The organism is Desulfobacteraceae bacterium, assembly GCA_022340425.1.
Taxonomy (GTDB): domain Bacteria; phylum Desulfobacterota; class Desulfobacteria; order Desulfobacterales; family JAABRJ01; genus JAABRJ01.
Map to the genome: position 1 here is coordinate 52274 of JAJDNY010000014.1, position 14628 is coordinate 66901.

Sequence of the window (14628 nt, forward strand, 5' to 3'; positions counted from 1 at the left end):
GCCCTGCCCTCCGGGAGGAATTTCAGCATGCCGATGGCACCCGAATACCTGCAACCGACGGCCATCCTTGACAGCGGTCACCCCGAGGTGCGTCGCTACGCCCTGGCGGCCGTAGGAGATGCGCGAGACGATGCCGCCGTGGCGGCGGTAAGGCTTTTCTACGCCGTCCGGGACGACATCTGGTACGATCCCTACGTTGCCTTTTACCGCGCCGAACACTATCGCGCCAGCAGTGTGCTCAAAAGCCGCCGCGGCTTCTGCATCAGCAAAGCCGGTCTGCTGTGCGCCCTGGGGCGGGCCTGCGGAATCCCCTCGCGCTTGGGTTTTGCCGATGTTCGGAACCATCTCGCCACCCGTGAGTTGATCGCGCGCATGGGCGGCGACCTGTTCGTCTACCACGGCTTCACCGAATTTTACCTGGGCGGCAGGTGGATCAAGGCCACCCCCACTTTCAACAAGGAACTCTGCCGCAAGCACCGCGTGGCGCCGCTGGAGTTCGACGGCCGCACGGATGCCGTCTTTCAGCCTTTCAACCTGGAGGCGGCCCAGTACATGACCTATGTGCGCTACCACGCGCCCCAGGCCGACATCCCGCTGGAGGCCATTTTGGCGGCCTGGCGAGCGGCGTACGGCGAACAGCGGGTGGAGAGTTGGATCGCGGCCATCGAGGCCGCAGGCGGGCGCTCGGCCCAGGACTTCAGCCGCGAGACGGTCTGGCGAGGTCCCCAAAACAGTCACGGCTAAACCGGGCCGGGCTGCGCGCGGCCGGAAAGGGGTAGATGCTCTCGGGGGGATGGACCCAAAAAATTGCGCTGATGCTGATGGCCTGCGGGTTTCTGGTCTTCGGGATTGGGCTGCTGATCGCAGCCTACGATCTTGAAAACCCCCTGCACTTCCTGATGACCTTTTTTTCAGCCAATTTGATCATTCTGATCAGCGCAGCACTTCTGGTGGGGTTTGGCTTCCAGATCCGGGCTGGTCTGCTGGCCGTCCGCCGCGATCGGAAGGCGGGATCACATCAAGGGCCGGCCGCGATGCGGCGGGTGGCCGTCGAATCGCCCATGCTCGTTGATGAAGGTATTGAGAATCCAGCTGATGATGCTGATCAGAAGGCTCCCCAGGAGGGCGGCCCAGAAGCCGGCCACCGCAAAGCCGCCGATCACCCCGGAGGCCATCATCAGTAAGATCGCGTTGATGACAAAGGTGAAAAGCCCGAAAGTGACCACGTTGATGGGAAGCGTCAGCAGAAACAGAAAGGGCCGCAAGAAGATATTGAGAACACCCAGGATCGCCGCAGCGAAAAAGGCCGAGAAAAAGCCCGTGACGTGAATGCCGTCCAGCAGATAAGCGGTCAGCAAAATGGCCGCCGTCAGAACCAGCCATCGCACCAGTACACCGATCATGATCGATCCCCTCCAGACGGGATGGCGCCCCGGGCATGCCTGCCGTGGGGTGGGATCACCCCGCCTGACCGTAGCGTTTCACACTCTTGAGCGTTTCAGCGACCCATACCGCGGCGGCTAGAGCCAGGGCGGTCCCCTTGGGCGGCCAACCACTGCCGCGGGGGACCGCCGCCTGCAGCGATGCGATCGCGGCAGCCGTTTCCCACTCCCCCACCGGCACGTGCAATCGGTTCTCGGCCGCCACGGCCGCCAGGCAGTCGGCCAGCGCGCCGGGGCTCACCAGGTAGTTGTGCCCCAGGCAGATCCGGTGGTAGTCCAGCTTTTGCCAGTGCGCCACTTCACGACAGATCACACAGGTCACCGGCAGGTTTCGGGCCCGCAGGTAATCGGCGGCCGCGGTGGCGTCGGCTGCGGGCGCCAGCACAATTCGGGGCAACACCTGGACGTGTTTGGCCGGGCGGCGGTCCTGGCTGAAAACCCGTTTGATAAAGGTGTAGCGGCGGTTCTCGAAAATTTCGCGCACCCGCGCGGCCAGCGCCTCGAGCTGCAGTTCCGGCAAGATCTCGACAATCGTTTCGATGCGGTAGTGCCGGCGCAGGTTTTTATAGGTCTGCTCCAACAGGACCAGGGCGTTGGGGGCGTCCGCGGCGGCCCAGAATACCCCCAGGACAAACATTTAGCGGCCTCTTCGGTTTTCGGCCGCTGGGGCCTGCCCATCGACGATTCCCAGAAGCCCCGCAAACTCCTGGAGCCTGCGCTGGTCCATGATCCCCAGACGACCGGCGACACGCGGGGCCATGATGGCGAAGGTGCCCTGGGAGCGGGCGCAGGGGCGACCCTCGGGGTCACAAATAACCCCTGCCACGCTGGCCTCCCGGCCGTCGGCGACGCTCTGGACCGACCCTTCGGCCCTGAGCCGCTGGCCGACGCAAAGCGGCTTGAGAAAATCGACGCGGATCGACTTGGTCAGGATGAAGCGTTTGAGGAGGTAGATGGCCGACCAGCTCATGATCTCGTCGAGAATGGTGGTGATCACCCCGCCGTGAACCAGGTTGTCCCAGCCGCAGAGGTGCTCGGGAACCGTCACCCAGGAAACCACCACCTTTTTGTCGGAGTAAAACTTCATTTTCAGGCCGTAGGGGTTGCGCGGCCCGCAGCCAAAGCACAGGTGGTCGCTGCGATTGGGGACGGGTTTCATGCCGGAAGGTATGTTGTCCATGGGCTTTTCTTTCGGGGCGGTGGTTTTCGTCTCCATGTTTCCTCTACTAATAAAAATTTCAGGGATGGGCAAGTCCTACGACCGATCTGCTTGCAATACCGGCCTGGTGGGATCGGCCTTTTCGTTGCCCGGGGCCTGTTGAGACGCCGTTTGCGGTCCTTTGCGCTTGACTTCGGCAAAGAGATCGCACAGATTGCCGCCATCATGGCCGTCAAAGCAAGCCAAGCGCCCCGATCACCCCATCCGCGCCGTCAGGCGCGTGCCCACCAGGAGCCCTTCGTACGTTGAAGTCCAGTTCTCCCAAACGGCGCCGCGTCCTGCGACGGTTGGTGTTGACAGCCGCTATCCTGGCTGCGGGAATCGGCCTGATCGCCACCGGCGGGCTGCTGTGGCTGCAGAGCGGCGCCGGCCAGGGCTGGCTTCAGGCGCGCATTGAACGGGTCATTGGGGGCAGCCTGGGCTGGGAGCGCCTGCGTATTTCCCTTCTCGGCGGCCGACTGGAACTCTCGGGGCTTCAGCTGCACGACCCCGCCGGAGCGCCTGTGGCCGGTTTGCGCCACCTGCTGCTGGTGCTCTCCTGGCCGGCGCTGCTGCAGGGCACGCTGCAGATCAACAGCTTCGACCTGGAAGCCCCGTGGGCGGACCTGGAGGTCGACAGGGACGGCCGCCTCAACCTGGCGCACGCCCTGCGGCCCACGGAAACCGACGATGCCGCCTCCCAGGCCGAGACCGGCGGCGACCTGCCCCTGGACATCGCAATCCGGTTGCTTCGTTTGACCGGCGGCCGGGTTTCGTTCACCTCCGCTGCGGACAAATCGAGCGCCACCCTCGCCGACCTGAACCTTACCGCCGAAGGGCGCTGGTCGACCCAGAGCGCCGCCCTGAGCGTGACCGCCGGCGCCCTGCGCATCCAAAGGCCCGACATGAAAACCGGCCTGGACCGCTTGACGCTTGAGGCCAGCCTCGAAAACGGCGCCCTGGCCCCCCTGCAACTGACAGCCGCCGCGGGCGCCTCGCGCCTGGCCCTGAAGGGAAGCCTGCAAAACGTGTTTTCCGCCCCGCGGATGGATCTGCGCCTGGACCTCGATCTCCTGCTGACGGAATTGCTGGCGGGCTGGGCGTCGGTGCCATCTCTGGCCGGCCGCCTGGCCGGCCGCCTGACCGCCCGGGGGGATCTGCAGGACCCGGATCTGAATCTGAATCTGGTCTGGAAAGACGCTCTTTTGGCCTCGTGCCGGGCGGATGCCGTGCGCCTCGGGGCGAAGCTGCAAGACCGGCGGATCTTCCTGCAAGAGCTTGCGCTCGCGGCCGGCGAGGGCAGCCTTAGGATTCAAGGCGAGGCGGATCTCCAGCAGGCCTTTCCCCGCGGCAAATGGCGCGCGCCCGGGGCTTTGGAGGCCGTCATCTACGACCTGACCCTGGAAAGTCTGGGCCTCGAGTTGGAAAAAGTCTGCCCCTTGCCGGGAATGGCGGGTGGCCGTATCGACGCCACCCTCGCCTTGAGCGGGCGGGGCCTGGTGGGCAAGGATCTTTCGGCGACTGCAAGCCTGCAGGCCGAAGTCCGGGACCTTAAAGCGGCACCCGACACGGCCCAGCCGGGTGCCGATCTCTCCCTGGAGGCAGCCGCCCGCCTGGAAGGCAGCCGCATCACCCTCAGCAGCCTGACGGCGACCGCGGATGACGTGCAGCTTCAAAGCGACGGCAGCTTGGATTTGGACAGCCGGGCCGTTGCAGGCAATCTCAGCCTGCTGGCGCCGGATTTGGGTCCCGTGCTGGCGGCCTTCGGTCGGACGGGGGCCGGGGGGGCGCTCAACATCGACGGCCGGTTAACGGGCACCCTCCAACGGCCGGCGTTCACTTTCCGCGCCGAAGGCGAAGCGCTGGCCTTCAGTCCCTTGCGAATAGGGCGGCTTGGGCTGGCGGCCGAGCTGGCCCCCAGCGGGATGCTGACCATCCGCGAACTCTCCCTGAAAAACAGGGGAACACGCCTGCGGGGCGCCGGCACGGCGGGCGTTTTCGACCCCGAACGCGGTTTCTCCCCCGACCTGCCCCTGGACCTGACGCTGACCTTCGAGAATTTGGCGCCCGAGGATTTTTGGGATCGCCCCGGCACCAGCGGGCGCCTGCAGGGGTCTCTACGTCTGGACGGGCGCCTGGGAAACCCGCGGGCCGCGTTGTCGCTGGCGGGCACGGATGTCGCTGTTGAAAACATCCGGCTGGGCGACCTGGACGCCGCGCTGCGGTTTGAAGCGGGCCGCCTGCAAATCGAACGCCTCGCGGTCCGCAACGGGCGCTCGGCCGCGTCGGCCAGCGGCAGCATCGACCTCCTGGAGGTGGCCTCGGGCCGCTGGCGGGAGAATCCACCGCTGCAGTTGGCGCTCACCGCAGACCGCCTCCAGTTGGAGGATTTTATCCCGCCGCTCACCGGCCGCCTCTCGCTCGAGGCGCGGTTAGAGGGCAGCCTGCGCCGCCCGCTGGGCACCGTGATCCTTACGGGTGCCGATATCGACAGCGGCTACCAGAAATTGCCGGAGCTTTACGTCGATCTCCTGTTGGAAAGCGAGCGGGCCCAGCTGAAACAGCTGGAGGCCGCCGTCGCGGAGGGGCAAAACCTGTTTGCCCGGGGATGGCTTGGATACGACCGGTCGTATGCGCTGGAAATTGACAGCGACCGGATCGCCCTGAAGCACATCGACTTGCTGCAGCGGCATTTTCCCGCAACCGAAGGCCTTGCAGCCCTCAAACTCAATGGCGCCGGCACCTTGAAGGCACCCCGCCTGGACGGAGAGCTGGCCGTGACCGACCTTCGCATCGGGGGCAACCCCGTGCAGGACCTGCGTCTGAAACTCGGGCTGGCAGAGGGTCTGGCCCGGGTCTCGGGCCGTCTCAACTTTGATCTGGCCGCCAGCTACGATTTGAATAGCCAACAGTTTGAGCTGGACGCATTCTTTCAGGACACGGCCCTTGCACCCTATACCCGCATCGCCGGCTGGCCCGATATCGCGGGCCGCCTCAGCGGCACGCTGGCGGCTCGCGGCAACCCCCGGCGGATCGCGGGGATCACCGCGGCGGCGGACATTTCGGATCTTTCCCTGGCCTACCGGGGCATCCGGCTGGTGAGCGCCGAACAACTGCTCTTTTCCATGGCCGACGGCCGCGTGCGGGTTCCCCGCAACCGGTTGAGGCTGCTGGAGAACGGCTGGCTGGAATTTTGGGGGCAGGCGGACATCCGGGGCCCGCTGGACTTTGAAGGGTCCGGGTTTCTGCCGCTCCAGGACCTGACGCCGCTGGCGCTGGATCTCGGCGCTCCCCAAGGGAGCCTGCGGGTCCAAAGCCGCCTGGGCGGAAGCCCGGCGGCGCCGGAGCTCCGTCTGGAGACGGTCCTCAGCGATATCGGCTGCGACCTGCCGGGGCTCGCCACCCGCCTCCACAACCTCAACGGCACGCTGCTGTTGACGCCCGCGAGTCTGCGCATCGATGGTCTCAAGGGGATGCTGGACAGCGGAAGTTTCGAGCTGGCCGGGGGGTTCGATCTGGACGCCTTCACGCCCCGCCGGGCGGACCTGCGACTGACCGCCAAGGCCCTGCCGCTGGCGGTGCCCGACACCCTGGACCTGCTCTTAAACGGCGACCTGCGGCTTTCCGGGACCCCTGAGGATTCCAGCCTGCGCGGGACCCTGACCCTGATCGAGGGCCTCTACTACCGCGACGTCAACCTCAACCCCCTTCAACGATTGGAGCGCCGGCCGGCCCCGGCCCCGGCCCCTGCCCCGACGCACCGCTTTCCCTACCCTTTTCTGAAGAACCTGGGGCTGGACGTTGCAGTGACCTACCGCAGCCCCTTCGTGGTGGACAACAACCTCGCCTCCCTGGAGGTCACCCCGGACCTGAGGATTCGAGGCACCCTGGAGCGGCCCCTGATGGACGGCCGCATTCAGGTGCCCTCCGGCACGATCACCTACTACCATCGGAGCTTCACGGTGGAAAAAGGGGTTGTGGATTTCGTCAGCCCCTACCGCATCGAACCGCTGGTGGCGCTGGAAGGCGAAACCCAGGTGCGCACCTGGCGGATTCGTCTGGCGGTTTCCGGTCCCCTCGACAACCTCCAGTTCACCCTGACCTCCGATCCCCAGGAATCCGATCAGGACATCCTCTCGCTGCTGCTGGTGGGCAAAACCACCGGCGAGCTGGTCTCCGGCGAAGGCGGCCCCAGCGCGTCTCCCGAACAGCTGCTGGCGCAGCTGGTGGCCGGGAGGCTGGTGGAGGAGGTCAAGGAAACCACCGGCCTCGATCAGCTGGAAGTCGAAGCCAAAAGCGAGGGCGAGAGCGGCGCGAATGCCGAGACCAGCATCAAGGTCACCGTGGGCAAGGAACTCTCACGCCGTCTGATGGTCCGCTATGCCACCCAATCCCGGGGAGGTGAGGTCGTTCAGCGCGCCGAGGCCGAATACCGGCTGCTGGAATATTTCCTGTTGACGGCCTTTCAGGACAACCTGGGCGTTTTCGGGGGCGCCCTGTCATACCGCCTGGAGTTTCGCTGATGCCCCGGCCCGCACCGATCAAACCGTGCCCGGCGCGCGCCCGCGGTCCCCTCGCCCCCGCCTGGCGGCTGCTGGGATCGCTTGCGCTCTGGGCGCTCTGCTCGCTGGCGGCCTCTGCGCCGATGGCAGCCGGGCCCCCGGATGAGGCCGGTGCGACGATAGCCGATGTGGTGCTCGACATCCGCACGCACCCCGGCGACCGGACGGACTGGCAGGACATCAGCCGCAGCCTGGTGCGTTTGAAAGCCGGGGACCGCCTGAGCGCCGCCGTACTCGAGAAGACCCTGGCGGCGCTGGCAGCCAGCAACCGTTTTGAAAACATTCACGCCGACACCGTCGAAACCCCGGCCGGACCGGTGCTGACCTTCACCCTGACCCCCTTCCGGCGCATCAAGGTCATCCACATTCAAAACGCCGCGCCCCTGTTTGCGCGCGACATCCGCAACCGCCTGAGCCTCCGCGCCGGCGGCCCATTTCCCGAGGGCAGCCTGGCGGCCCAAGCGGCAACGATCGAGGCGCTTTACCGGGAGGAGGGGTTTGTGGCGCCGCGGGTGGAGGCGGAAGCGAGCCTCGATCCGGCTGACGGCCTCTACGAGATCCGCTTTGTGGTCCACAAAGGGGCCTGGCAGCGTTTGGGGGAGCTTTCTTTCGAGGGCAACCGCGCCTTTTCCGCAGACCGGTTGAAACTTCAGATGCGCGTCTGGCGGGCCAGCCTGCTCGTGGGCAGTGCGGCGCGTTTCATCGAAAAAGACCTGACCGCCGACGTCAAGCGACTGACCGCCCGCTACCGCGCCCGCGGCTTCGCCGACTGCCGGATCACCCCGCTGCTCACCCGGGACGCAGCCGGCGGCGTGGTGGATGTTCTCCTGAAGGTTGACGAGGGACCCCGCTACCGGGTGGAATTCGACGGCAACCAGGCCTTCGGGGATCGGACACTCAGAAAAGACCTGGTCCTCTTCGAGGAGGGAAACCGCAACAATCGCGGGGTCCGCAAAACCGTCCGCAACATCCGGCAGCGCTACCAACAGGCCGGATACGCCGATGTGCGGGTCAAAACCGAACAGACCACCGGCAGCCGCGAGGGGCGGTCGGAAGTCCACCTGGTGTTTCAGATCCTCGAGGGGCCCCGCACGCTGGTGGGCGACATCACCATAAAGGGCAGCCAAGCCCTGACGGCGGAGGCGATTCGTCGCCAGATGGCTACCCGGCTGAAAAAGCCGTTCGTGCCCGCCAACCTGGAAAACGACATTGCCACGCTGACGGAGCGCTTTCTGCGCCTGGGCTTTGGCCAGGTCGCAGTTTCACCCCAGCTGACCTTCAGCCCCGAACGCCGCTCGGTGGCCATCACGCTGGAGGTGGTCCAAGGGCCCCTGCAGCGGGTGAGCGAAGTCGAAATCACGGGTATTGACGCCCCCTTGGTTGCCCAAGCCCGCGATGTAATCGCCCTGCATCCGGGGGAGCCGTTTCGGCGCTACATGCTTCAAAGCGACGAGAATACACTGGCCGCGCTGATTTCGGAAAAAGGGTTTCCCCACGTGACGGTTGCCGGCAGCGCCACCCCGGACCCCGATGCCACCGATCTCAAGCTGCGCTACGCCGTCGACCCGGGGCCGGCAGTGGTGAACGGTCGAATCCATTACGCCGGGAATCTGCGAACCCGCCCAAAGATTCTCGACCGTGAGGCCGGACTACGGCCCGGCGCGCCGTTTTCTCTGAAACAGGCCACCACGGCCCAGCGCAACCTGAGAAATTTGGACGTCTTCAACTCGGTCCAGTTCACCACCGTGGGGCTTCGCGAAAAATGGGAAGAGGTCGAATTTTTTGCGGATCTGGAAGAAAAAAGGCCCTATTTTTTCGAATTGCGGGGGGGCTACCAAAGCGACTTCGGCTTGTTCGCCGACACCCGGGTGGGAGACCATAACCTTTTCGGCATGAACCGTCGGCTCAGCCTGGGCGGCCAGATCAATCAGACCGGCTACCGGGCTGAGTTGGAACTTCAAGACCCCAACCTCTGGGGCACCGGCACGGCCGCCGCCCTGGGCCTGTACACCGAGCGCATCGAGGAGTTCAATCAAAACTTTGAGACCCGCGCCTACGGGGCCGTTTTGGGTTTAAACCGCAAATGGTTCGAAAACTGGCGCACCGGGGTCGGCACCCGGCTCGAGCGCCGGGAGCAAATCGCCACCGGTGACGGTGAAATTACCGACACCTCCGTTATTTTGGGCCGGCGCACCCTGATCGTCACCACCCCTTCACTGCAGTATGACAGCCGGGATTCCTTCATCCGCCCCCGCAAGGGCCTTTTCGCGAACCTCGCAGTGGATATTTCCAAAGGGGTTGAAAAGCCTGAAGACGACTTTCTCAAGTACCGCTTCGAAGGCCGCGGTTTCTGGAGCCCGTTGACCCGCCTGACCCTGGCCGGCACAACCCGCCTGGGCTACATCGCACCCTACGGGGACAGCCGCGACGTGCCCGAGGACCAGCTCTTTTTCCTCGGCGGCATCCGCGACGTGCGCGGCTTTGAGGAGAACCTGCTGCTTTTTGACGCCAACGGCGATGCCGTTGGGGGGCGCGAAGCGCTTTCCGGCAGCCTTGAGGGGCGCATCGACCTGGGTCTGAACTTTGAATTGACCCTCTTCTATGACATCGGTCGGCTGAGCGACAGCAAGGGCGCCGTGGGCGAAGGCGGCTGGCGCGACAGTATCGGCGCGGGGTTGCGCTACATCACCCCCATCGGCCCGATCGGCTTCCTGTATGGCCACAAACTCGATCAGCGCCCGGGGGAAAGCTCCGGCCAGTTTCATTTTGCCATCGGCTACTCGTTCTGACAAACGCCTCGCAGAGACGCCTTCAGCCGTGCGGGCGACGATAGCGCGGCTGCCCGGGGTTTTGGCCCCTCGGAGCCGAAAAAAGGGCGACCGCCGTTGGAATTCTTGAAAAACAAACCGGTCCGTGTCAGAATCTCAATCAGGCGTCCGATGCCGCGTCCGCCAAACACGCCGAAGACCGGGTGCCCTGGCGGCGAGGCGCACCTGCTTTGGGAGCGAAGCGCGAGGGGGGGAAAGATGGCGCCCTACCGGATCATTCTGGCCGATGACCATGCCATGCTGCGGGAGGGCATCGCCAAGCTCATCAACGCGGCCAAAGGCCTGCAGATCGTCGGAGAGGCCTCCGACGGTTTGATGCTCCTGAAGCTGATGCACCACACGACGCCCGATATGGTCATCCTGGACGTGTCGATGCCCGGTTTGCGGGGCATCGAGGCGGCCCAGGAAATCCGCAGAACCTATCCGGCGGTGGCCATTTTGTTTCTGAGCATGCACAAGAAAAAGGAATACCTGCACCTGGCGTTGGCCACGGGCGCCAAAGGCTATATCCTCAAGGAGGATTCCGGCAGCGAGCTGATTCAGGCCATCGCCGAAATCCGCAGGGGAAAAACCTATCTGTCACCGCTTTTCATGAAGGACGTGCCCGCGGATTTCATCCCCATTGAAGGCGGCGCCCCCCCCTCCCCCCAAGAGCCGCTGACGGCCCGCGAAAAGCAGGTCCTGCAGCTGATCGCCGAGGGCAAAACCAGCAAAGAGATCGGCGCGCTTCTTTTCATCAGCATCCACACCGTCCACAGCCATCGGAAAAACATCAAAAACAAATTGGATCTGAGAAAAAATGCCGACCTGGTTCGATACGCCATGGAGAAAGGGTACGCCGATGAATGACAGGGGCCGCGCCGTCAAACAATGACCATTTACATTCGGGCCGTCAGGACCCAGGAAACCTACGGTGCCTCTTTTCATGCCACATTGTGCTGCTTCTGGGTGCGGTCGAAAAACTGTTTGAGCTTTTTCTGCGCGCGGCCGTAGACCGTGGTGGCCGGGTAGTTGCCAAAGCGGTTGGGCTCCCCTGCGGACATGCCGGTCAAAATCGCAATCCCCTCGGCGGCGGTCTGGATCGGGTAGATGTGGAAGCGCCCCTCGCGCACCGCCTCCACGACGGCGCGCTTGAGCATCAGGTTCTGAACGTTGCCTGCGGGAATGACCACCCCCTGGTCGCCGGTGAATCCCTTGAACTGGCACACCTCGAAAAAACCTTCGATTTTCTGGTTGACCCCGCCGATGGACTGGATGCGCCCCTTCTGGTTGACCGACCCTGTGACCGCAACCCCTTGTTTCAAAGGCACCCCCGAGAGACTTGAAATAATAGCAAAAAGTTCCGCCGAGGAGGCGCTGTCGCCGTCCACCCCGGCGTAACTCTGTTCAAAGGCGATGCTGATGGTGAGGCTCAACGGATAGCGCTGGGCGAAGGTGCGGCCGAGGTAGCCGGTCAGGATCAACACCCCCTTGTCGTGGGTCCGCCCGCTGAGGTCGGCCTCGCGTTCGATATTGATCACGTTGGGGGGGCCCAAATAGGTTTCGGCGGTGATGCGCGCCGGGCGGCCAAAGGAAATTTCGCCGATCTGGTGAACCGCCAGGCCGTTGACCTGCCCGACCGCGGCGCCGCTCACGTCGATCAGAATGCTGCCGTCGGCGTAAGCCTCGTGAATCTTTTCCTCGTAGAGATTGTAGCGAAAACGGTACTCGCTGAAGGCTTTGACCACCTGGGTGTCCGTGACCGCCTCCACCCCCTGGCGACGCGCCCAATAATCCGCCTCCTTCAACACGCCGATCACTTGGCCGAACCGCAGCGAAAGCCTGCCTCTGTTGGACGTCGACTTCTGGCTGTACTCGACGATGGCCGCCACCCCGGAAGGCGTGAAGGGCAAGAGCTGCTCCTCGCGGCAGACGCGGGCGATGAAGCGTGCATAGAGTTGGATCGTCGCGGGGCTGCGCTCGACCTCGTCGTCGAAATCCGCCCTGACCTTGAAAATCCGGTTGAATTTGGAATCCTGGTTCTGGAGGGCCTGAAACAGTTCGTAGCCGCCGAGCAAAATCACCTTGACGTCAATGGGGATGGGCGCCGGCCTGAGGCCCACCGAACCCAGCAAGGGGCCGGCGGCCAGGTCTTCGATGTGAAGTTGTTTGTTCTGCAAGGCGCGCTTGAGGCCATCCCAGACGTGGGGGTTGAGCAGCACCTGCTCCATTTCCATGATCAGCGTGCCACCGTCGGCCGACAGCAGCGAGCCGGGCTTGACCATGGTGAAATCAGACGTCAGGGTGCCCATCAGGGCGCGCTTCTCGATCCGGCCGAAAAGGTTTTGGTAGGTGGGGTTGGATTCGAAAATCACCGGTGCGCCGCGGGCGTCGCTGCGGTCCACGAGAATATTGACATCGTAGCGGACCAGATCGGTTGGCGGCCCAGGCTGGGGGCCCCTGCCCTCCTCGCCTGCCGCCCCGCCGGCAAAGAGAGCGACGTTCTCGACGATGTCCTGCTGCAGCTCATCCAGAAACCCGATGATTGCGGTCAAGCCGCGGTATTCTTCCTTGAGGATGCTCAACCGGTTGCTGACTACGAAACGCGTTACCTCGGCGGTCAGTTTCTCAATCTCGTTTTGAAGGGTCTGTTTTAGGCGCCCGATCTCCTTGCCGACAGCCTCCAGTTCGGTTTGCACGGCGGCAATGCTGCCCTCGATTTCACCCCGCTTTTCCTCGGACAACTGCTGAAAGCTCTCCTGGGTGGCGGGTTTGCCGTCAATGATGGGCACCGGGATAAACCCCGCAGGGGTGCGGCTGATCTGAAGCCCCTCTGCGGCCGCTAGTTTTTCCAGCTGGTCCAGTAGACGGGCTCGTTTCTCGGCATAGTTTTTTTCAAGAACACCCCTGCGTTCGAGATAGGATTCATTTTCCAGCGCACTGGGAAGGGCGACCTTGAGGTCCTGGACCACCCGGCCGATCTTGCGGGCAAAAAAAGCCCCCTGACCGGCCGGCATGCGGATAGGCCGCGGCCGATACTCGTCCTTGAAGTTGTTGACCATCAGCCAGTCGTCGGGGGTGGGACGGTTGGCCGCGAAACGGCGAACGAGATCCTGGGTGATGGTGGACTTTCCGGTGCCGTCGCGGCCGGTAACAAAGATGTTGTAGCCCGGGCTGGCCATATCCAGTCCGAATGCGATGGCCTGAACGGCGCGCCTCTGGCCGATGACCTCATCCAGGGGCTCCAGTTCGGCCGTGGTCTTGAAATCGAACAAGTCCGCATCGCAGGCACATCTCAGATCGGCTGCCGCCAGTTCGCGGGGATCGGTCATACGGCTGTCTCCTGGTCAAAGGGCCTGACGCCCGTGATCACCCCCTCGCGGGACGTAAGACAATTCGGTTAAAAATCGGCTCGGCCGTCAGCTCGGATACGGTTACCGATTAAGGAAAACGGGGCAGAAAAATCAGCGGCGCCCTATGTATCGCCCTCTCCAGAACCCATTAAAAGACTTTAAGTTTGTACTATTAACTTATTGAATTCATATTTTTTATTCATTCTTCCGGTTGGGGTGTTCGACGGAGCTTATCATGGCCGCAAGGGTGTCGATCGCCTCGAGGATTTTTTCAAACTCTCCGGGCGCCATGGTTTCGAAGCGCCTCACCAGCAGGTCCCGCAGCGGGTCCGGAGAGTTCTCGATGAAGGCGTTTCCCTCGGGGGTCAGCCGTACGTGAATCTGACGCCGGTCACGGCTCTGGCGGACCCGCTGGACGAACCCCCGTTTCTCCAGCCGGTCCACGATGCCGGTAACGGTGGAATTGTTGAGGTACAGGAACTGGGTCAACGCTCCCAGCGGCAGCGGTCCGCGTTTGTGGATTTCACGCAGGCAGATGAGCTGCGGGACGGTGATCTGATAGCTCTCCTGAATGTACTTGGAGTGAACCGACAGGGCGTGCGCGATTTGGCGCAGTCGCGTGGTAAGGTGCAGGACAGGATCGATCATGGCGGCTTCGGGTCGTATGGCTCGCAACGGAATGGGAAAGCCCCCGAAGGCACCGCTGTTCAGCCGGGGGCGGTCAATGTTGTGCAACTTTCTTATGCCGTGGCGCCGAAATCGTCAAGTTTAGAATTGCCCGCCTTCCGCAGGGGGAAGCTGACTGACTAACGGTGGGTTGACATGTGGCGTGACGGCTGGTAAGATACTTTCTGTTGAAAATGTGCCTATAGAAAAATTTAATCCGGTCGATATTAAACTGCAAAGGGGGGATGCTTCATGAATGTCAAAATTCCCGAAGATCTTTTTTTTGACATGGTGGACCTGCTGGTTGCGCCCAAAGCCCTGCTACCGGCCCAGGGCAACTGCGTGCTGACGATTGAAAACCGCAACCGCGTCCTCGATCGCTTGCTCGTTATTCGACGCGCAGTTGTCCAAACGATCGGGCACCCCCCCTCCGCAGACTATCAGTTCAAATAACTTCTCCGCCCGATCTTCTGGCCCCAGCCCAGGACCCCCCGACCCGGCAGACCCCACGTGCGAGCCTCTGGCGCCAATCTACCGGGGCAGCCCTGGGAGCGTCCCGACCTTCCTGCGCCGGCATCCGCCGCCGCTCCCCGACAAGAA

General features: G+C 63.6%; 10 protein-coding genes. 5 read left to right on the top strand and 5 right to left on the bottom strand.

Annotation, left to right across the window (positions count from 1 at the left end):
* Positions 1-27: 27 nt before the first annotated feature.
* A complete protein-coding gene (locus tag LJE63_01260; GenBank protein ID MCG6905223.1) occupies positions 28-744 on the top strand; it encodes a transglutaminase-like domain-containing protein in 717 nt (238 codons plus the stop codon).
* 269 nt (positions 745-1013) lie between these two features.
* Here the strand turns inward: LJE63_01260 and LJE63_01265 are convergent, their stop codons facing one another.
* The 3 genes from LJE63_01265 to LJE63_01275 are packed head-to-tail and all read right to left on the bottom strand — an operon-like array spanning position 1014 to position 2622.
* On the bottom strand, positions 1014-1403 hold the full coding sequence (locus tag LJE63_01265) for a phage holin family protein (GenBank protein ID MCG6905224.1): 390 nt from the start codon (positions 1401-1403) through the stop codon (positions 1014-1016).
* Positions 1404-1458: 55 nt separating this feature from the next.
* On the bottom strand, positions 1459-2079 hold the full coding sequence (locus tag LJE63_01270) for a hypothetical protein (GenBank protein MCG6905225.1): 621 nt from the start codon (positions 2077-2079) through the stop codon (positions 1459-1461).
* Positions 2080-2622, bottom strand: a complete 543-nt coding sequence (locus tag LJE63_01275) for a PaaI family thioesterase (GenBank protein MCG6905226.1) — start codon at positions 2620-2622, stop codon at positions 2080-2082.
* Positions 2623-2906: 284 nt separating this feature from the next.
* Here LJE63_01275 and LJE63_01280 point away from each other — a divergent pair, with 284 nt between their 5' ends.
* The 3 genes from LJE63_01280 to LJE63_01290 all read left to right on the top strand — a co-directional run bounded on the left by LJE63_01280 (position 2907) and on the right by LJE63_01290 (position 10879).
* Complete coding sequence (locus tag LJE63_01280) at positions 2907-7163, top strand: translocation/assembly module TamB domain-containing protein (GenBank protein ID MCG6905227.1); 4257 nt, start codon at positions 2907-2909, stop codon at positions 7161-7163.
* Positions 7163-9991, top strand: coding sequence for a BamA/TamA family outer membrane protein (locus LJE63_01285; GenBank protein MCG6905228.1), 2829 nt, complete (start codon positions 7163-7165; stop codon positions 9989-9991). Before LJE63_01280 ends, LJE63_01285 begins: the two co-directional genes overlap by 1 nt.
* Positions 9992-10228: 237 nt before the next feature.
* The gene (locus LJE63_01290) at positions 10229-10879 is read left to right on the top strand and encodes a response regulator transcription factor (protein MCG6905229.1); all 651 of its coding nucleotides are present in this window, start codon (positions 10229-10231) and stop codon (positions 10877-10879) included.
* 74 nt (positions 10880-10953) lie between these two features.
* On the opposite strand, the gene LJE63_01295 is transcribed toward LJE63_01290, so the two are convergent.
* On the bottom strand, positions 10954-13341 hold the full coding sequence (locus LJE63_01295; GenBank protein ID MCG6905230.1) for an AAA family ATPase: 2388 nt from the start codon (positions 13339-13341) through the stop codon (positions 10954-10956).
* Between the two features lie 216 nt (positions 13342-13557).
* Positions 13558-14010 (bottom strand): MarR family transcriptional regulator, encoded by a 453-nt coding sequence (locus tag LJE63_01300; protein MCG6905231.1) that lies wholly within the window; start codon positions 14008-14010, stop codon positions 13558-13560.
* A 270-nt stretch (positions 14011-14280) separates the two neighbouring features.
* On the opposite strand from LJE63_01300, the gene LJE63_01305 reads away from it, so the two are divergent.
* Complete coding sequence (locus tag LJE63_01305; GenBank protein MCG6905232.1) at positions 14281-14481, top strand: hypothetical protein; 201 nt, start codon at positions 14281-14283, stop codon at positions 14479-14481.
* The last annotated feature ends 147 nt before the right edge of the window (positions 14482-14628 follow it).

Excerpts from the sequence above, each read along its gene's own strand:
- LJE63_01275 (MCG6905226.1), bottom strand. The coding sequence starts at position 2,622 with ATGGACAACATACCTTCCGGCATGAAACCCGTCCCCAATCGCAGCGAC.
- LJE63_01300 (MCG6905231.1), bottom strand. The coding sequence starts at position 14,010 with ATGATCGATCCTGTCCTGCACCTTACCACGCGACTGCGCCAAATCGCG.
- LJE63_01290 (MCG6905229.1), top strand. The coding sequence starts at position 10,229 with ATGGCGCCCTACCGGATCATTCTGGCCGATGACCATGCCATGCTGCGG.
- LJE63_01265 (MCG6905224.1), bottom strand. The coding sequence starts at position 1,403 with ATGATCGGTGTACTGGTGCGATGGCTGGTTCTGACGGCGGCCATTTTG.
- LJE63_01270 (MCG6905225.1), bottom strand. The coding sequence starts at position 2,079 with ATGTTTGTCCTGGGGGTATTCTGGGCCGCCGCGGACGCCCCCAACGCC.
- LJE63_01305 (MCG6905232.1), top strand. The coding sequence starts at position 14,281 with ATGAATGTCAAAATTCCCGAAGATCTTTTTTTTGACATGGTGGACCTG.
- LJE63_01260 (MCG6905223.1), top strand. The coding sequence starts at position 28 with ATGCCGATGGCACCCGAATACCTGCAACCGACGGCCATCCTTGACAGC.
- LJE63_01285 (MCG6905228.1), top strand. The coding sequence starts at position 7,163 with ATGCCCCGGCCCGCACCGATCAAACCGTGCCCGGCGCGCGCCCGCGGT.
- LJE63_01295 (MCG6905230.1), bottom strand. The coding sequence starts at position 13,341 with ATGACCGATCCCCGCGAACTGGCGGCAGCCGATCTGAGATGTGCCTGC.